The organism is uncultured Shewanella sp. (assembly GCF_947495455.1).
Lineage (GTDB): Bacteria > Pseudomonadota > Gammaproteobacteria > Enterobacterales > Shewanellaceae > Shewanella.
Window position 1 is genome coordinate 53,476 of the sequence record NZ_CANLZC010000008.1, and the last position, 18,036, is coordinate 71,511.

15 protein-coding genes are annotated in these 18,036 nt (G+C 40.4%); 10 read left to right on the top strand and 5 right to left on the bottom strand.

Annotation, left to right across the window (positions count from 1 at the left end):
• Window positions 1–137: 137 nt before the first annotated feature.
• The 5 genes from pheS to Q0791_RS04090 all read left to right on the top strand — a co-directional run bounded on the left by pheS (window position 138) and on the right by Q0791_RS04090 (window position 5,436).
• Window positions 138–1,121 (top strand): phenylalanine--tRNA ligase subunit alpha, encoded by a 984-nt coding sequence (gene pheS, locus Q0791_RS04070; RefSeq protein ID WP_299003021.1) that lies wholly within the window; start codon window positions 138–140, stop codon window positions 1,119–1,121.
• A gap of 16 nt (window positions 1,122–1,137) precedes the next feature.
• The gene (pheT, locus tag Q0791_RS04075) at window positions 1,138–3,525 is read left to right on the top strand and encodes a phenylalanine--tRNA ligase subunit beta (protein WP_299003024.1); all 2,388 of its coding nucleotides are present in this window, start codon (window positions 1,138–1,140) and stop codon (window positions 3,523–3,525) included.
• Window positions 3,526–3,529: 4 nt separating this feature from the next.
• Complete coding sequence (gene ihfA, locus Q0791_RS04080) at window positions 3,530–3,826, top strand: integration host factor subunit alpha (RefSeq protein WP_299003026.1); 297 nt, start codon at window positions 3,530–3,532, stop codon at window positions 3,824–3,826.
• A 217-nt stretch (window positions 3,827–4,043) separates the two neighbouring features.
• Window positions 4,044–4,982 (top strand): lauroyl-Kdo(2)-lipid IV(A) myristoyltransferase, encoded by a 939-nt coding sequence (gene lpxM / locus Q0791_RS04085; RefSeq protein WP_299003028.1) that lies wholly within the window; start codon window positions 4,044–4,046, stop codon window positions 4,980–4,982.
• 46 nt (window positions 4,983–5,028) lie between these two features.
• Window positions 5,029–5,436, top strand: coding sequence for a GFA family protein (locus tag Q0791_RS04090; protein WP_299003030.1), 408 nt, complete (start codon window positions 5,029–5,031; stop codon window positions 5,434–5,436).
• Window positions 5,437–6,261: 825 nt separating this feature from the next.
• Here the strand turns inward: Q0791_RS04090 and Q0791_RS04095 are convergent.
• On the bottom strand, window positions 6,262–7,680 hold the full coding sequence (locus tag Q0791_RS04095) for a hypothetical protein (protein WP_299003032.1): 1,419 nt from the start codon (window positions 7,678–7,680) through the stop codon (window positions 6,262–6,264).
• A 594-nt stretch (window positions 7,681–8,274) separates the two neighbouring features.
• Here Q0791_RS04095 and Q0791_RS04100 point away from each other — a divergent pair.
• Window positions 8,275–8,607 carry a calcium-binding protein gene (locus tag Q0791_RS04100; protein WP_299003033.1) on the top strand — a complete coding sequence of 111 codons (333 nt, stop codon included), beginning with the start codon at window positions 8,275–8,277 and terminating at the stop codon, window positions 8,605–8,607.
• Window positions 8,608–8,813: 206 nt separating this feature from the next.
• Here Q0791_RS04100 and Q0791_RS04105 read toward each other — a convergent pair whose 3' ends face one another.
• Complete coding sequence (locus Q0791_RS04105; RefSeq protein WP_299003035.1) at window positions 8,814–9,842, bottom strand: hypothetical protein; 1,029 nt, start codon at window positions 9,840–9,842, stop codon at window positions 8,814–8,816.
• A gap of 339 nt (window positions 9,843–10,181) precedes the next feature.
• On the opposite strand from Q0791_RS04105, the gene Q0791_RS04110 reads away from it, so the two are divergent.
• The 3 genes from Q0791_RS04110 to Q0791_RS04120 all read left to right on the top strand — a co-directional run bounded on the left by Q0791_RS04110 (window position 10,182) and on the right by Q0791_RS04120 (window position 12,423).
• Entirely contained in the window at window positions 10,182–10,532 is a 351-nt protein-coding gene (locus Q0791_RS04110) for a hypothetical protein (RefSeq protein ID WP_299003037.1), read from the top strand.
• Window positions 10,533–10,723: 191 nt separating this feature from the next.
• Window positions 10,724–11,179 carry a DIP1984 family protein gene (locus Q0791_RS04115; RefSeq protein ID WP_299003040.1) on the top strand — a complete coding sequence of 152 codons (456 nt, stop codon included), beginning with the start codon at window positions 10,724–10,726 and terminating at the stop codon, window positions 11,177–11,179.
• Window positions 11,180–11,601: 422 nt separating this feature from the next.
• The gene (locus Q0791_RS04120) at window positions 11,602–12,423 is read left to right on the top strand and encodes an SPFH domain-containing protein (protein WP_299003043.1); all 822 of its coding nucleotides are present in this window, start codon (window positions 11,602–11,604) and stop codon (window positions 12,421–12,423) included.
• 162 nt (window positions 12,424–12,585) lie between these two features.
• Here the strand turns inward: Q0791_RS04120 and cfa are convergent, their stop codons facing one another.
• Both cfa and Q0791_RS04130 read right to left on the bottom strand, forming a co-directional pair.
• The gene (gene cfa / locus Q0791_RS04125) at window positions 12,586–13,758 is read right to left on the bottom strand and encodes a cyclopropane fatty acyl phospholipid synthase (RefSeq protein WP_299003046.1); all 1,173 of its coding nucleotides are present in this window, start codon (window positions 13,756–13,758) and stop codon (window positions 12,586–12,588) included.
• A gap of 41 nt (window positions 13,759–13,799) precedes the next feature.
• A complete protein-coding gene (locus tag Q0791_RS04130) occupies window positions 13,800–15,449 on the bottom strand; it encodes an acyl-CoA dehydrogenase family protein (RefSeq protein WP_299003049.1) in 1,650 nt (549 codons plus the stop codon).
• A 103-nt stretch (window positions 15,450–15,552) separates the two neighbouring features.
• Between Q0791_RS04130 and Q0791_RS04135 the strand changes: the two genes are divergently transcribed.
• Window positions 15,553–15,702, top strand: a complete 150-nt coding sequence (locus tag Q0791_RS04135; RefSeq protein WP_299003052.1) for a hypothetical protein — start codon at window positions 15,553–15,555, stop codon at window positions 15,700–15,702.
• Here Q0791_RS04135 and Q0791_RS04140 read toward each other — a convergent pair whose 3' ends face one another.
• Window positions 15,703–17,304 carry a hypothetical protein gene (locus tag Q0791_RS04140; RefSeq protein WP_299003054.1) on the bottom strand — a complete coding sequence of 534 codons (1,602 nt, stop codon included), beginning with the start codon at window positions 17,302–17,304 and terminating at the stop codon, window positions 15,703–15,705.
• Window positions 17,305–18,036 lie beyond the last annotated feature (732 nt).

The window sequence follows — 18,036 nt, forward strand, 5'->3', positions numbered from 1 at the left end:
AACCTCGAATTATCACTAGTCAAATGCGGTATGCTCACGTAAAATTTGTATTTTTTCTTATTTTCACTCTTGAAATTAAAGTTAGCCAAAAAAAGTAATGGGGCTCAATATGGGGTCACCACGCACTGGAAGAGATAATGTCACAGTTAACAGAAATCGTAGAACAGGCCTTAGCGGCAATCGAAGGAGCTGATAATTTAAAAGCCCTCGATGACCTTCGTGTCGATTACCTTGGTAAAAAAGGTCAGATCACCGACATGATGAAAATGATGGGGAAATTACCTCCTGAAGAGAAGCCAGCTTTTGGACAAGCGGTCAACCAAGCCAAGCAGCAAGTGCAAAAAACCTTATCTATGCGTATAGAAGGTTTAAAGGCGGCGGAATTGGAAGCACAGCTTGCCAGTGAAGGGATTGATGTGACATTGCCTGGTCGCCGCATTGAAAATGGCGGCTTACATCCAGTGACTCGCACTATTGAACGTATTGAAGCCTTTTTTGGTGAATTAGGCTTTGAGGTGAAAGAAGGTCCGGAAATTGAAGACGACTTTCATAATTTCGATGCGCTGAATATTTCAGAGCATCATCCCGCTCGCGCGGATCATGACACCTTTTACTTTAATCCTAAGGTGATGTTAAGAACACAAACTTCTGGTGTACAGATCCGCACCATGGAGCAAGAGAAACCGCCGCTACGCATTATTTCTCCTGGTCGTGTATACCGTAATGATTACGACCAAACTCACACGCCTATGTTCCATCAAGTGGAAGGCTTGTTTGTGGCTGAAAAAGTCAACTTTGCTGAACTTAAAGGCATATTGCACGATTTTTTACGTAACTTCTTTGAAGAAGATTTACAAGTGCGCTTCCGTCCTTCTTACTTTCCTTTCACTGAGCCTTCTGCAGAGGTAGATGTGATGGGTAAAAATGGTAAATGGCTTGAAGTCTTAGGTTGCGGCATGGTTCATCCAAATGTACTGCGCAGTGTGGGCATCGATCCTGAGCAATATTCCGGCTTCGCTTTTGGTATGGGCGTCGAGCGTTTATCAATGTTGCGTTATGGCGTGAATGACTTACGTTCATTCTTTGAAAATGATTTACGCTTTTTAAAACAATTTAAATAATCGGAGCTGTACTAGCATGAAATTTAGCGAATCTTGGCTTCGTGAGTGGGTTAATCCAAGTGTTGACCGCGAAGCATTAGCGCATCAAATTACCATGGCAGGATTGGAAGTTGATGGTGTTGACCCTGTTGCCGGTGAATTCAGTGGCGTTCTTGTGGGTGAAGTGGTGGAATGTGGCCAGCATCCTGACGCCGATAAATTACGCGTAACCAAAATCAATGTAGGCGCAGATGAGCTCATCGATATTGTGTGCGGCGCACCCAATTGCCGACAAGGCATTAAAGTGGCGGTCGCCATGGTCGGTGCTGTGTTGCCAGGTGACTTTAAAATTAAAAAAGCCAAATTACGTGGACAGCCTTCTTTTGGTATGTTGTGCTCTTATGGTGAGTTAGGCATTGATATTGAAAGTGATGGCATTTTAGAGTTGCCCGAAGATGCGCCAGTAGGGCAAGATCTTCGTGAGTATTTAAACTTGAATGATGCCACCATTGATGTGGATTTAACGGCGAACCGCGCCGATTGTTTAGGCATAGCGGGTTTGGCTCGTGAAGTGGGCGTGCTCAATCGTCAGGCCGTGACTTTGCCTGAGTGGCAGCCAGTGCCAGCCAGTATTGATGAAACCGTGTCGGTGGATTTACAAGCGCCAACGGCCTGTCCACGTTATTTGGCTCGTGTCATCAATAATGTCAATGTGAAAGCACAAACGCCGCTTTGGATGCAAGAAAAATTGCGCCGCAGTGGTATTCGCTCTATCGATCCTATTGTGGATATTACCAATTTTGTATTGCTTGAATTCGGTCAGCCTATGCATGCTTTTGATAAAGCAAAAGTGGAAGGCAATATTCAAGTGCGCTTGGCAAGCGGTGATGAAAAATTAACCTTGCTTGATGGTAATGAAGTGACTGTGCCTAATGATATGCTGGTTATTGCATCGCAAACACAACCACTTGCTCTTGCAGGGGTTTTTGGTGGTGAGTATTCAGGTGTGAGTCAGCAAACACAGTCTATTGTATTGGAATGTGCTTTCTTTGCGCCGCTTGCCATATTAGGTAAGGCACGTCGTTTAGGGCTACACACTGATTCTTCACACCGTTTTGAGCGTGGAGTGGATCCTGAGCTGCAGCACAAAGCCATGGACAGAGCCAGCCGCTTAGTGCTTGATATTTGTGGTGGTGAAGCCGGTCCCGTTGTGGAAGCCAAGTCTGAGGCGAATTTGCCAAAACCGTTAAGCATTTTACTGCGCCGCGCTAAACTAGACCGCATTTTAGGCCATGAGATCAGTGACACAGATGTAGAAGAAATTCTGACACGTTTAGGCTTTAGTGTTGAGGCTCAAGCAGACAGTTGGCAAGTGACAACGGCCACTTATCGCTTTGATATGGCGATAGAAGAAGATTTAATTGAAGAAGTGGCACGTATTTACGGATATAATAATATTCCTAATATTGCCCCTGTTGCCTCACTTAAGATGTCCGATCATAAAGAAGCGGATATCAGTGTAAAACGTGTGCGCAATGTCTTAGTGGATAGAGGGTTTCAAGAGGCGATCACTTACAGCTTTGTTGATCCTAAACAACAGGCACTGATCCATCCGGATCAAGATGCCATGATTTTACCGAATCCCATTTCGGTTGAAATGTCGGCAATGCGTTTGTCGACAATGACAGGTCTTTTGTCGGCTGTGGCTTATAACCAGAGTCGTCAACAGAATCGGGTGAGGTTATTTGAAACAGGGTTACGCTTTATTCCTGATGAAAATGCACCGTCCGGTGTACGACAACAAGCCGTGTTAGGCGCTGTGATTGCAGGCAATCAAAGTGACGAACATTGGACCTTGGCGTCACAAACGGTTGATTTTTTCGACCTTAAAGGCGATCTTGAAGCCATAATTGGCTTGACAGGATCGGATCTAGACTTTAGCTTTAGATCAGCAACACACTCAGCGCTTCATCCTGGGCAATGTGCTGAAATTCTTAGAGGTGAGCAAGTAGTAGGTATCATCGGAGCCGTTCATCCTAGTTTAGAAAAGCCGTTTGGCCTGAATGGTAAAACCATCATTTTTGAGCTGGAATTGGATGCTTTATTGCAAGCCAAATTGCCGCTAGCCCAGGCTGTATCTAAGTTTCCAGCTAACCGTCGTGATATCGCGATTGTAGTTGATGATGCAGTTACAGTGGGCAATGTTGTAAAAGTGATAAGAAAAGTTGGCGAAAATCAGTTGGTTGGCTTAAACTTATTCGATGTATACAAAGGTAAAGGTGTAGAGGCTGGCAAGAAGAGCTTAGCTATCGCACTTATATTTCAAGACAACACTCGTACGCTTGTAGAAAAGGATATTGCTGAAATGGTAAATTCAGTGGTTTCTGCTCTCAAGTCTGAGTTCAACGCATCGTTGAGGGACTAAAAGTATGGCACTTACCAAAGCCGAAATGGCAGAACATCTTTTTGAAACGCTCGGTCTCAATAAGAGGGTAGCAAAAGAGATGGTAGAGTTGTTTTTCGAAGAAATTCGTCAGGCGCTCGAAAGTGGTGAGCAGGTCAAGTTATCTGGCTTTGGCAACTTTGACCTAAGGGATAAGAATCAAAGACCGGGAAGGAACCCGAAAACTGGCGAAGATATTCCTATTTCGGCACGTCGTGTTGTGACGTTCCGTCCTGGACAAAAGCTAAAAAGTCGAGTTGAAGAGGCTAACGCAAATAAGTAGTTGCGTGCTAGCAGTATGTAAAGGCCACTCTTCTGAGTGGCTTTTTCATTATTGTGGTAGGATACCCTGTCATATTTCAAGTATATTGTTACATCTTGAGGTATTCTGGGGAGATATATGCAGCTTCATATTCTATTGAATGTGGATCTGCACTTTCACTTTATATAAAAAGAAGTGATCTGATATTGTATTCGTTGTCAGATCAGAGGTTGAAGTCTTGTCTACACATGCGAATTATTTTGATCGTCGTTTTTCTTTAAATCTATTGCATCCTAAGTTTTGGCTATCTTGGGTCGGCATTGGTATTTTGGTGTTGTTTTCCTTATTGCCCGCTTGTATACGGGATCCCATTGCTAGAGTGTTAGCCAAGTTAGTGATGAAAATCGCGAAAAAACCCATTAGAGTGGCGAGAGCCAATTTAACTTTGTGTTTTCCTGAGTATTCGGCCCAGAAAATCGATGACCTCATTACTCGTAATGTGGAAAATTTTGCCATGATTTTATTGGGGCAAGCCGAATTGCTGCTCCGTGGTGAAGCGCATTTACGAAAACGCGTTAAGGTTACAGGCCTTGAGCATGTGCATCAGGCGCGAGCACATAAGCAACCCATTATTTTTGTTATGCCACATGTGTGGGGCATAGATTATGCGGGTTTGAGGCTTAATATAGAGTTGCCCATGGTTACTATGGCAAAAGCCCACCGTAACGACTTGTTTAACTGGTTTAATAACCGTATGCGCAGTACCCATGGGGGTGGTGTTTATATGCGAGAAGCGGGCATTCGTGCGCTGCTGAGCGAGCTTAAGCAAGATAACAGTTTCTTTTATTTACCCGATGAAGACTTAGGTCCTGATAAAAGTGTTTTTGCGCCCTTTTTAGGCACCACAAAAGCCACCTTGCCCGTTGTGGGACGGCTCGCAAAAGCGGGCAATGCGCAAGTTATGCCAATACAAATAGGCTATAACCAGAAAACAAGACAATTTGATTTAACGGTTTTGCCGGCCATTAAGCCCAGTACCATGCAAGGTAAAGAAAACGAAGCCCTTGCCCTTAACAAAGCGGTGGAGCAAGTCATTTTGGCGTATCCTGAGCAATACATGTGGTTTTTAAGAGTACTCAAAACGCGTCCTGAAGGTGAACCCGATATTTATTCTTGATCCCAAGAGAAAGTCGTAATGAATAAGAAAACTAAGGAGTAAACCTATGACAAGGGAATATAAAGGCCGCTGTTTATGCCACAGTGTAGAATTTACCATCACAGGTGAATTTGATTGTTTCTTTCTCTGTCATTGTAGCAGATGTCAAAAAGGCACAGGCACAGCCCATGGAGCGAATCTGTTCGCAACTAAAGCTGAGTTAACTTGGCTTACTGGTGAGAGTCATGTGCGTCAATTTAAGGTGCCCGATACTCTGCATCAACGGGCCTTTTGTGAGAGGTGTGGCGCCGCTATGCCAAATTTACAAATGGATGGCAAGCTATTAGTCGTACCTGCTGGCAGCCTTGATACTCCATTTGATATTAAGCCAAATGCACACATTTGTTGTGATGATAGGGCTGAGTGGGACACAGAGTTACACACGCTTGCTTGTGTGCCCGGTTTACCCACATAGAATGAACAACTTGTTTGAATAAAATGCCGTTTTTTGCAAGAGTTTATCACTAGAGCTGCGTGCCACATTCGCTCGAATAAAAAGACGACGACCCTGCGTGTTAAGCTTGAACGTGTTGAGCTTGAAGGCATTTTATACTGATAGAGCTAAAGGATTGGAGAGATCGTCATTGCTCAAGTATATAAGTAAGCTTTTAAGTGAAAGTGACCACATTTTTTATGTGTTCCCTTGGCATATAGGGTGTTGGTTAAGTGTGTGGGTTAGTCGACCTTCATTGATATTTATTGCCTGTCGCAGACTGATGTGCAGATACCTCTGTAGCACGCTATAAACTCATCCCTGAGCGCTCTACGACTTCAAATGACATCCTTGTCTAACGGCCAGCCAAATATCCCTATTTGTCGCTCATAGGAGCCATTTTATGGCTTTCGCCTTGAAATCGAAGCCCTCTAGTTCATTTACACTGATTTGAAAAATAAAAATAAAAATAAAAATAAAAGCAGGGTGTTTCTTCGGGTTACGTTTTGAGTTTCAATTGTGATTTTCTGTTGAATAAAGAGCATCTTTGAATGAAGGCTGAGCATTTTTTATTTGGATTAATTGATATTGGTTAAGTATATTAGTCTAAAAATAATTGTGGGTGGTTTGATAGTATTGGTATCCATGATTGCGCCTCAAAAGAAGATCATAAGATAATAACTGGCTCATCGGATCAAGCTAGCCATTATGTTGGTTGAAAAATAACCCACTACTTTTTCCTTAAGATTGGATAATGGGTCATTCTATTTTTAACTATTATAAGGAAATAACACATAAAAACGAACGCTAATTAGAGTCAACGAAAAAAATCCATTCAAAGTAGCCATAATTGGAATCTTGTATTGTGTAAGAGGATAAGTCTTGGCAATAGTCTATATAATCTGAATTGGCATTAGACCCTTTAGGATAAGAAAAATTGCCGCCAGCGCCGCCAGTACTATAATCATCAGCACTGCCACCACCGCCAAAGCCACCACCACCATTATTCCCAGCGGTGCCACCATTGCCATAATCACCTCGAGATGAAAAATCACCATTATACCAACCATAGGTACCTTCTCCACCTACACCTGCTGTTCCTGAATCACCATCAGATCCAGCTGAACCAGCAGCAGCATAGGTTTCAATATTGTCTTCCGTTAGCATCGTACTACAATCTAGCTGATTAGTGGTGCCGCCGCCTCCACCTTCAACTCCCCAATCCCCATTTACAACTGCAATTGTCCCATATCCACCTTGTTTTGATGAGCAGAGACTGTCATCTGCCATCAATGCTTTGCCATCCCCTCCATCAATACCAGTATCTCCTGAAGAAGCAGCCTCACCACCACCACCAGCGACCAATAGTAATTGTCCATCAGATGAAGCATCCCAGAGTGCGGTGCTATTATCGTCAATATATTGGGTTGAAATGACAGTACTCCCGCCTAAATAGCCTAATATAAAACGCAGATAATCATCTGTATCATTACTGTCTTTTAGATCTTGTAGTGTAGTTATAGTAGCAGATACTCCACCTTCACCTCCGATGCCCTCATCGTCATCTTTCCCAGAGGCACCATAAGCATATAAACAAGTCGTATCGGTATTTGATACCGTTGAGTCATTATCACCCAGCTCTATACTGAGGTATAGCTGGACATATTCCTTAATGTCATCCAAATCCAGCGTATAATAGCTGTCACAGTCGCTGTTATCAAATTTTGATTTTACTGATATGGCAGCATCAAAATCAACCGAGTCAGAACTGTCACCTACATCATAAGTTGATATTTTTAAAGGGCACTCTTCATTTTGGTCTAGATAATAATCAATGTAGTCTGAGTATATTGTAATTGGTAGAGTACTTGAGTAACTGCTTTCGAAATTAATGTCATTAGTATTTTCAATGCTCATAGAAAGTTCAACTAGATAATTGCCAGCATGAAGAAAATGGTTACGACGTTCGCGGTGATCAGTGCCGTGATCGATCACCGTAATTTCATTAGTCTCTAAATCTGTAATGGTATAACGGATAGCAGTCACCTCATGAACGTCAGGTATAATGGAATGACTGCTATCCATAATTAGCTCGGAATCATTACCGCTTTTAATGAGGGTTAATACAGCTTCAGGATCGGAGGTAGCGGGGTTATTACCATCGTTACAGGCTGATACAACAAGAATGGCAAAGAAAAGAAAGAATTTAATTGATTTTGTTATCATAATTATAAGCCTTTAGTACATTAATGTAGGTTGAGGTGTAATTGTAGTTTATTTGTTAACTTGATCTGGTTGACTAGGTCAAATTCTTGGTCTGAACAGGATGTTGCTCAGGAAAATAACCAAGACACAAGACAATCAAGGCATATGTGGACGCTTCCGCTGAGTCAAGGGATAAAATGCCAAGACTTTTGTCTTGGCATTTTATCTTTAAGTCGCTTAAGTTTGTCTCTTCGTTTGATACTTGTTGACTGACTTTTCTCGCTTTAATCGATAGTGCTGACAACCGTTGATAATAGGAAAAGCGGGCTTAACAAGCTTATGCTTGCGCCTCTAATGCCTAGTTATTAAATAGATTGACGAGCCAATACAACCAATAAAAAATAAACACTCAGACGGATTGCTAACGTTAAGTCATACCCTTGCCTTTGGTGGGTCTATGTTGGTTTTTCAGAAAACAGCTAAGCTATAACTTTATTAACTTCAACAAGATGTTAAAGTGTTTTGAAATTTAGAGTCCAAAGATCAGCAAGCGTTTGGTAGTACTAGCCCGCTCTACTATGATTGCTTTTTTAATTAACATTGTGGATGGTAATAATGAGAGCAGAAATAGAAGAGCGCATTCAGATGGAAATTATAGTGGATTGCTATGATACAGAAGAAGCTGCTATGGGGTGGTATTGCTATCTTGAAAATAACCTTGAATTTCCATTTTATGCAACAAGTACTAAAGGTAAATCAAAACTGACTATCGTAGGGTTAGCTGATGCTTCAGAATGCCATAGTCACATGTATGTTTTAGTCGATTTTGACGGTAATGATGAATTGCTGTTCCCTCTAGAAAATATTGAGCCATTAGGTACTAGCAATAATGCTTCCCAAGCTATAGAAGATTGGAAATATTGGTTAAGGCAAGGGTACTGTTTTTAAAAGTTTAGATTTTCAGAATAATCAACACACATGAACCTTTTCTTGCTTTGACGGCAAAACAAGAGGTAACTCATTTATTAAAGAGCAATATTCAGTGCTATCATTCAGTGCATTGAAGAGGTGAATATTGCTCATTCATTGACTATATGGTTAGACGATAAATTATCAGGTGCCAAATGATCAGGTGATAAATATCAGACAATAAGTTAGTAGTACTTATCACATTCATAAACGGATGTGGATTGATAATGATCACGGGGTTGACTCACATTAGTATAGCGGGTACCTAGCGTATTGGGTCCGTTATTAATGGATTGATTTGCCACGGCGCAGGCATCGTCATTACTGTTATTTTCACAAAAATCATCGTAATACAGGCCGTTCATCGCGCCTACAATCACTCCATTGCCTTCTTGACCACATTGCCATTGAGGCGGCGCTAAGTGCTCCCAATAACTGCGATCGCCAAACAATAGACGCATCATGTCGTCTTCATATAACCCTACCCAGTTAAAGGTCCACATAAAGATTGAATTAATATTCTCCATATGCTGAATATCACCGCTGATGGAGTCAAAGGCGTTATTATCGGCGATTAAGCCAAAAGTCCCTATCAAGGGGCCGCCCACAGACAAACCACACTGAATACCCCATTGGGCACATTGAGCATTGGCGGCTTCGGTATCTGCATTATCATCAACATCGATGATCAGTAGGTTTTCATCGTGACCACCTAATTGTGCTAGGTTTTGTTTAATGGCGGTCACGTATGGCGTATTTAACTCAGTTGCAGGATACACACCCCAAAACTTACGCATGCTGCCATCGCCTTCACCGACGACGGTTTTGACTGTTTGTCTAATATCGGCATAATCGGCATCGGTTTTAGTGGTTGATTTAATATCAAACCACACTGCTGCAATGTGCATACTCAGCTCTGCGGCGTTTAAAATCTCAGATAGATTGACGGCAACATCATCGCCATCGTGGTACGCACACCAAGTTTCAGCACAGGTTTTTTCCGCCGGCACATCATCACGGTGGGTGATATCAATTTCAATGGCATTAATGCTCAAATCATTATTTGCCGCATTGAGTGCCGACATACTGTTAACACGATGGGCAAATACCCATGCCGCATCTGATGCAACTGCGCTTGTGGTCAAAAATGAGTGACTCAGTGCGCTGGCAGAAATAAGCAAACCTGTTATTAATTTATTTATTTTATTATACATTTCCATAAATAGACTGAAAGCCGTCGTCTCAGATCAAGGCTACGCAGTGTATTGATTTTTATGAAATGTAGCAAGTTAGTTGTGTTAGTGTTTTGCAGTGTCAATATTTTGTAGTGTTTTATGCTGGAGCAATCGAGTTAGGATGAACAAAAGTGTGAGTTACAGCTAACACTTGAGGCTCATATTACGAGGATCTCGAAATGTTTTATAATGAGGTGAGGTTTTAATACATATTAGTGGCGTAAACTTTAGTGTGATCGGTTCACATTCTTTGTAAGTTTAGCCGATAGACGTGCTCTGATCCGCAAAGTGTCATGTGTCATTTTATTGGGAAAATATATGATGAACAATGGATTGCCAACCAAGGTGAGAGAGCTTCATAACCATCACTTTGATTTGACTATTTGGAACGAGTTTGTATTTCGAGATGACCAGTACAGATCTCAGTGGAATACAGTACTGCGACATTGCAGTTTCGATTATATGGAGGCCCATGCTAGCAAAAGTGTGCCTCTTGGTGGGGCTTTTTGGCATGGAGGTGCTCAGACCTTCATTTATAAAGGGAACAATGGGCGTTGGAGGGAGGAACTTTCAACAGACGATATTGCTCGATATGAGCAACGTGCTGTATTTGAATTAGGGAGCAACTGTGCTCACTGGCTCGCAACGGGTGAATCAACAGGGCTGTAAGCTTATGACAAAAATCTATAAAACCAATAATAAATCCTCAAACTGCACTTTAATTGTTCATTCAGTTAGTATTACGCTTGCTGGTGTAGTAATGACTTTACATCAATAGATTTTTGGTGATAACATTAAAATTAATCAAATAAAAACATATGGTTGAGTAAGGTCGCTTTCTTAACATAAGAGTGTATATAATGAAATTAGCTGAAGCTTTGAACAGAAGAGCTGAGATCAGTCAACGTTTACAAGAGTTGAGAGAAAGAACAACTCGAAATGTTTTAGTTCAAGAAGGTGACAAACCTTCTGAAAATCCTGTTGAGTTACTCAAGCAACAAGAAGCACTATTTTTAGAGTTTGAAAATTTAGTGACTCGTATTAATAAAACAAACAATCAAATTTTATTAAGTGACGGCAAGCCCATGGTGCTTGCTTTATCTCAAAGAGAGACGCTTAAACTTAAACATAGCTTGTATAAATCAATTGCTTCTGCAGGAACGCCGCAAATTTCTCGTTACAGCAATACTGAAATTAAATCTGTTAGCATGATTAATGTGAGCGAGATACAAAATTTTGCAGACAATTATGCGCAACAATTACGGGAATTAGACGGAAAAATACAACAGGCAAATTGGAGCAATGATCTAATTTAACAGGTTCTGTAGTAAAGCGATAAATGTGAGCACAACCCGTCAACTGGGTAAGTTGAAACCTTGAAGAGTAATGATTTACTCTAGGGCAGCAGGTTGCCCTAACAATTAAAAGATATACCTGTGTATCGTTACATGTGTACCTTTATCTTTTATACATTAGAACCGTGTGCTGGTTATCGTTTTATGAGGGTGGGTTAGGGGAACAAACGTTAGAATAGAAAATAGGCGAATTTTAATTGACCATTGTATATATGATTTCAGCTTAATAAGCCTGTTTTCATTTTTATGGATTTGATTATGGCATTAACGAAATAAATAAAGCTGTTTCATGCCTTGGTTTTGTGCTCTTGCGTTATTCATTTTAGCCAAGCATTAATACGTTATTTTTTAGGCGTTAGGTCCAGTAAAAAAATTAATTGCATATGAATAATAAGAAAATATTTAAAACCAGTTTGATATTGGCATCTGTCATCTTGCTAGCAGCGTGTCATCCCTTTTTGGGAGAGAAAGTAGAAGTGCCGCCTGCCCATGTCGGCAAAGTGTTAACTAAAGACGGTTATAAACATGGTGATGTAAACCCGTCACGATTTAGACTTGATAGATGTGTCGCTTATTGTGATTCATTAATTCTATTGGAGATGGCTGACAGAGGAAAAACAGAATCATTTAAGCTTTTTATGCCAAAAGATCAATTGAATATGGAATTTAATGTTCGAATGACAGTGGCTGTTAATCCAAGAAAAATTGATGACATTTATAAACAAATAGCGCCCGCTAAGGGAAAAATCAGCTTTGATAGTATTTATACTGTGTATGCTCGTCCCATTATCAGAGATGAAGTACGACAGATCATGGCTCGGTATTCAATCAATGAAATCGCCTCTAGTAGAGAAAAGATCAGTGATGAGCTATTAACAGCGGTGGAGCGAGCAATGGATGGCTCAGCATTAACTGTGAAGCGTTTTGGGCTTGCCGATGTTCAATTCCCTGAGATTATTACCAAAGCTAAAGAAGCTGCGGCGGAACGTCGAGAGCAAATAGAAAGAGAGAAAGCCGAGTCAACACGAGAAGTGAATGCGATATTAGCTAAGTCTGTGACTGATAAATATTTATCCTATCGTTCACTTGAAGTGCTTGAGAAAATGGCCAAGTCATCCAATAAGGTGTTTGTGCCAGTGGAGGCGCTGGGCACCATAGGCTTGCAGCAAGATATATTTAAAAGCGCAGTAAAAAACTCAAGATAGTCATTCACACAGCAATAATAGTGTAAAGGGGGGGGTTGTCATTCTGTATTATTGTAAAACACTAATGACACATAATGATAAATGATCTTGAAAACCAAACTATAGCCGGCATTCTCAATAGGTTAAAAAAATAGAAGCTGAAGTTAACTTTTGAATGAGGGATTAACGCTCGGCTTGATAGCAATCGGCCCTATTTTTGCTCATGACAAATTGCATTAGCTGCATGTAACGGGCTTTAAAACCACCTGCACAGCTTAATAGATAGTAACGCCACATACGATAAAAGCGAGTGTCATATGTGGCGCTTAAACTCGAGTAGTTTTTAACAAAATTATCATGCCAAGCCATGAGTGTTTTTGCATAATCTGGGCCAAAGTTGTGTACGTCTTCCATAACCAATAACCCTTCTGCCGCTTTTGATAATTGCGCCACAGAAGGAACTAATCCATTGACAAAAATGTATTTATTAATCCAAGGGTCGCAGGTCGTATTACTGGTGTTATCGACAATAGTATGTAACACGGCTAATCCTTGTGTTGCTAAGCTAGCATTTACTTTTTCCATGAAGCGTCGATAATTTTTATAGCCTACGTGTTCTAACATTCCTACGGACACAATGCGATCATAATGGCCATTTAGCTCTCGATAATCTTGTAGTTTAAAACAGATATCGAGGTGTTTATATTTTTCTGTTGCATATGCAAACTGAGCATGGGATATCGTAATGGCGGTGACTGAAACAGAAAAATGCTCTGCCGCATAGGCGGCTAATCCACCCCAGCCACAGCCTATATCTAATAATGTCATACCGGGTTCAAGTTTTAATTTACGGCACAGTAAATTCATTTTTGCATCTTGTGCTTGTGTTAATGTTTGAGCTTGCTGCCAATACCCACAGCTATAGCTCATGGACTCGTCTAACATTTTTTCAAATAAGTCATTACCGATGTTATAATGTTGTTTTGCTACTGCAAATGAGCGTATGGCCGTTTGTAAATTGAATAACCGCGCCATCATTAATGGCCATAATAAGCGAAAGCGATTCTTGACATGTTGCTTAAGGTTTGCCAGTAATAATTTTTCAATCAATAAGTCAATACGTTCACATTCCCACCAACCTTCCATGTAAGACTCGCCTAAGCCTAAATTTCCTTGATGGATAACGCGATGAAAAAACTTGGGATTGTTAACTTGTATATCATAGGCTTGATTGCCATTGACATGAACACCACTGGGTTTTATCAGTGATTCAAAGTGTTTTTTGGCTGCTAAGTGGCGAGGTTTAACAATGATAGGGTTAGATGAAGCGCTATTAGAATAATTGAGATTGACCATAAGATGATGGATCCTTTTACAGGGCTTATCGATTACTCAGGTTAATGTAAAATATCGTTTAAAATATCCGTTATCGCAACTGGATCAGTTAATCCGCCATACACACCTAGACATTCTCCAGTTAATCTATTTTGGCAAAATTGCTGTGCAATGGTGTCGGGTTGATGTATCAACATGAGTGCTGCTTGCCAAATCAATGCTAATTTATTAGCCAAAATACGTGAAGATAAAACAGAAGCGGGGTTTTGTTGACTGTCCGTCAGTTGTTTTTTTATTGCGTTTAGATAAGTATCAAATAGTATAGACCTTCCTTTACTTTGGCTAAGATGATTAATAAACGTTTGGATCACATCCGGTTCTTTTAATAATAATCGAAATAGATCTAAGCACTGTACATTTGCGCTGCCTTCCCACAGAGAGTTGACAGGAGCCTCACGATATAGGCGGGGTAAAATGGATTCTTCTATATATCCTCCGCCCCCTAAACATTCGGCCGCTTCAGTGACGAGGGAGGAGGCTCGTTTACAAATCCAGTATTTGCCTAGACAACACCCGATACGAAACAGTCGCTGCTCATTCTTATCTTGTGGCTTGTTCAGGCATTGTGCCAATCTCATACCGACTAATAACGCGGCGTTGCTATCTAAGGCCATATCCGCCAGTACATTACGCATTAAGGGTTGATCAATGAGGTATTGATGTTTGACCTTTCTATACTGGCAATGGTGATAGGCTTGAACTAAGCTTTGGCGCATCAGTGCCGCCGAGCCTAAAATACAATCAAAGCGAGTGAGGTTAACCATTTTCATTATGGTGTTAATGCCTTGTCCAGGTGCTGAGAGTAAGTAAGCTTGACTATGATCGAACTCAACTTCACAAGAGGCATTACTGCGATTGCCTAATTTATCTTTGAGGCGCTGAATTTGAAAGTGATTGCGTTGATTGTTATTCAACCACCTAGGCAGTAAAAAGCAAGACAAGCCTTGATCTAATTGTGCCAAGACTAGAAAAGCATCAGACATGGGCGCTGAACAAAACCACTTATGTCCGGTGATCTGGTAGCTGGCATGTTTAGCATAGTATCGTTTGGCTATGCTAGTATTTGATTTTACATCACTGCCTCCTTGTTTTTCAGTCATCGCCATGCCAATGGTGATCCCTTTTTTTTGTGTGACGGGTAAGGGGTTAGGATCGTAGTGATCAGATAAGAGTTTGCTATGCCATTCTGATGTTGGTAGAGGCGCATTGGTTAAGGCCGCTGTACTGGCGAAGGTCATAGTAATAGGGCAGGCTGTTCCTGCTTCAGCTTGGGCATGCAAATAAAACAATGCTGCTCGCATAGTCTGCGCGCCTTGTCTTGGCAATGCCCAAGGTAAATTATGCAAACGGTATTTGACTGCTTGCTGCATAATATGATGATAGGCTGGATGATAGTAAACTTCATCGATACGATGACCAAAACGATCAAAGCTGCGCAGTTCTGGAGGATACCGATTGGCTTCAAAACCCCACTCAAACATTTTCCCCCCCACTAAACAACCATACTCATATAATTGTTTATTTCCCCAATCAGCGCCGTAATAGTTAACTTGTTGTTGCAGTAAAGGATCGGTAAGAAACGCATTATAAGGGGTTAACTCGGGTGCTTGGTTAAATACCCTATGGATGATTTGTTGTGATTTTGATTGCACTTGATCTACTCCCTGAAATGAATGTGATGGTCTCGTTTTAAAAGGAGAATTTTCTTATGAGTACTAAAGTCTAGCGGCTATCATAAAAAAATGAAGGAGGTCAATGGAAAGGGTTGCAGTGCCGTTTAAATATGAGATGGGGATAAACAATATCGAGCCATATCAGCTCGATATTGTTCATATACTCAAGATAGAAGACTTAGATAAAAGACTTAGCTTGATTGGCTTCTATGATATTAATAGTGACTGTTGATTATGAGCTGCTTGGTGCATGCAGTTGTGAGGTATCAAAAGAGCCCGAGGCAAAGGTAAAGGTATCATAGAAATGATGCCCACTGGCACCATAACATTGTACTAAGCCACACCATGCTGCTCCATCTGTGTCATATACATCTCTAAAGGTATAGGCCACTGACACGTCAAAATTGAAATCGCCACTGACGTTGCTATCGGCGCCTTCCCAAGCGGCTTCAGAAGAATAGGTGAAGCCATCTTTAGACAGACTAGGTACGCTGTGCAGTTTGCCGCTAGTCTTGTCTTTCATCCAGCTATAATCATGGATATATTTGTTTTGCTTCATATCCCAAGAATAGCCATAGTCGACCTCTTTGGCTGTGGTCTTCCAGTCTGATAATTCTTGTGTTTGACTGCGATCGGTTGAATATTCAAGATCGCCGCCATCATTGCCCACCTTAAAGCTCACCCCTGATGTGGTTTCAATTTCTGATTTATTATTGGCATCTTGAGGATAATATTTATAGGGACTCATGCCGGCAGCATCATCTTGAGATACCACAATACTGGGGACGATCTCTTCTAAAAAATAACCTCTGTGATGATTACTGTCATGGACTAATGTTGGCGCTGCGGAGCCATAAGGACTAATAAAAATGGTTTTGAAATCTTCACTGTTAAGGGCATTATAATAGGCGCCAAAGGTATAGCCAGTGCCGATAATATAAGACACATCACTGTTATCGATTTCATCAACCACATTGGTGCCTGAGCTTTGATTGTTAGACACAGTTTCAGTTGTGTCGGTGAGATCAGAATAAGTGACCATGATTTTTTGAATAAAGGCGGCGTAACAATAACCGTCATTGGCTTCATCTGTGGTGCATGAATAGCCGTTTTCACCGCCAGAAATGCCACTGCTATCAGAATCTGTTAATAATGTATTTGCCTGGTTAGTATTGGTACTGCTGACGCTATTTGACTGAGTTGTGCTATTAGAAGTCGTGCTGCTGGTTGTTGCAGTGTTGACGACAGCATGGGTAAACATATCATCTAAATTCTGTGTGATGCCAGTGAGTAATGCTTGACGTTTAGTGTCGCTGAGATCATTGAGTGAAACCACCGCCGTAGTATTAGCGGCTAAGGAATTTGCATCCGCATTTAAATTAGAGTCAGTTGAGGCATTGCTTAAATCTGTCAGGCTGTTAAAGGTTTGAATTAAATCTGGCTTGTCTTTTTGAGGGCTAATAATGACAACAGGCGCATTAAATGTTAAAGGGTAACCCTTTATATGTTGTTTGGTCATATTTTCAAATATGACAGGTTTATTGAGTTTTCTCGCTTCTGCCAAATAAGCGTCAATGGTGCTGTTATCTGCATTACTGCCAGATAAGTCAGCATAAATAAGATCGGCTTGTTTGACTTGACTATCAATATTTTTCGTATCAAGGGAGTTATTGGCAGCACTGCTAATTAAATTACCATAGTGACTTTGTAAGGTATCGGTTAAATAACTTTCTCCATTACTAATGTTGAGCACATTTTTATTTAAGGTAGCGGCGCTTGCATAGGCATTTATGCTTAATAACCCTACAAGTAAGCTTAATTTTTTGGGATTCATTCTCATTATCATGATATTGACTTAATTTTTTATAAATTAGTGTTTAAATCAGATGATTATATTATCTGATTCATTCTCAATTAATGCATGGTGAACTTATTTTTATCATTGAGTCATGCATCGGTGGAAATATAATAAGTGACATTTAAAATAAAGGTGGTTGGTAAGTGAAAGAATATTTAAATAGCTAATAAGGAACTTAGAAAGAATATGATATTATTTCTGCTTCTAATTGTTTGTTTTATTATTTTTTTAGAGTTAGCTTTTTATTTTTTATTTTCATGAACAAATAAAAGTTATTTATTTTAATTTTAATGTAATGATTATATTGTTGTGAGATAAGGTCTATTACTTTAATGTAACAATATTTTATATTATTAAAGCTTGTTACTAATAAGTCATGATAATAACTTAATCGATATAAGTTTCAAATTTTTGCGACTTAACCGATATAGTTTTAGGTTGGATGTGGCTTTATTTTGTATTGGCTCATTTTGAATTCTTATAAGCCGAAGTACAATGACAGTAATTCGGCTTTATATCACCATTTGATGTTTACAGTGCTATTTATTTCTCGTTTCTTACTCACTTTTTTTGGACTGTGAATTGAGCATTTATTTACCTAGATTGGTATGAATTGTCATTGTTCATTATGACTAAATTTTTTCGTTCGCAGTATGATGAAGCTAATGTCGAGGAGCTAGGGTTTAGTCTTGGGCTGAACTGTGGTAT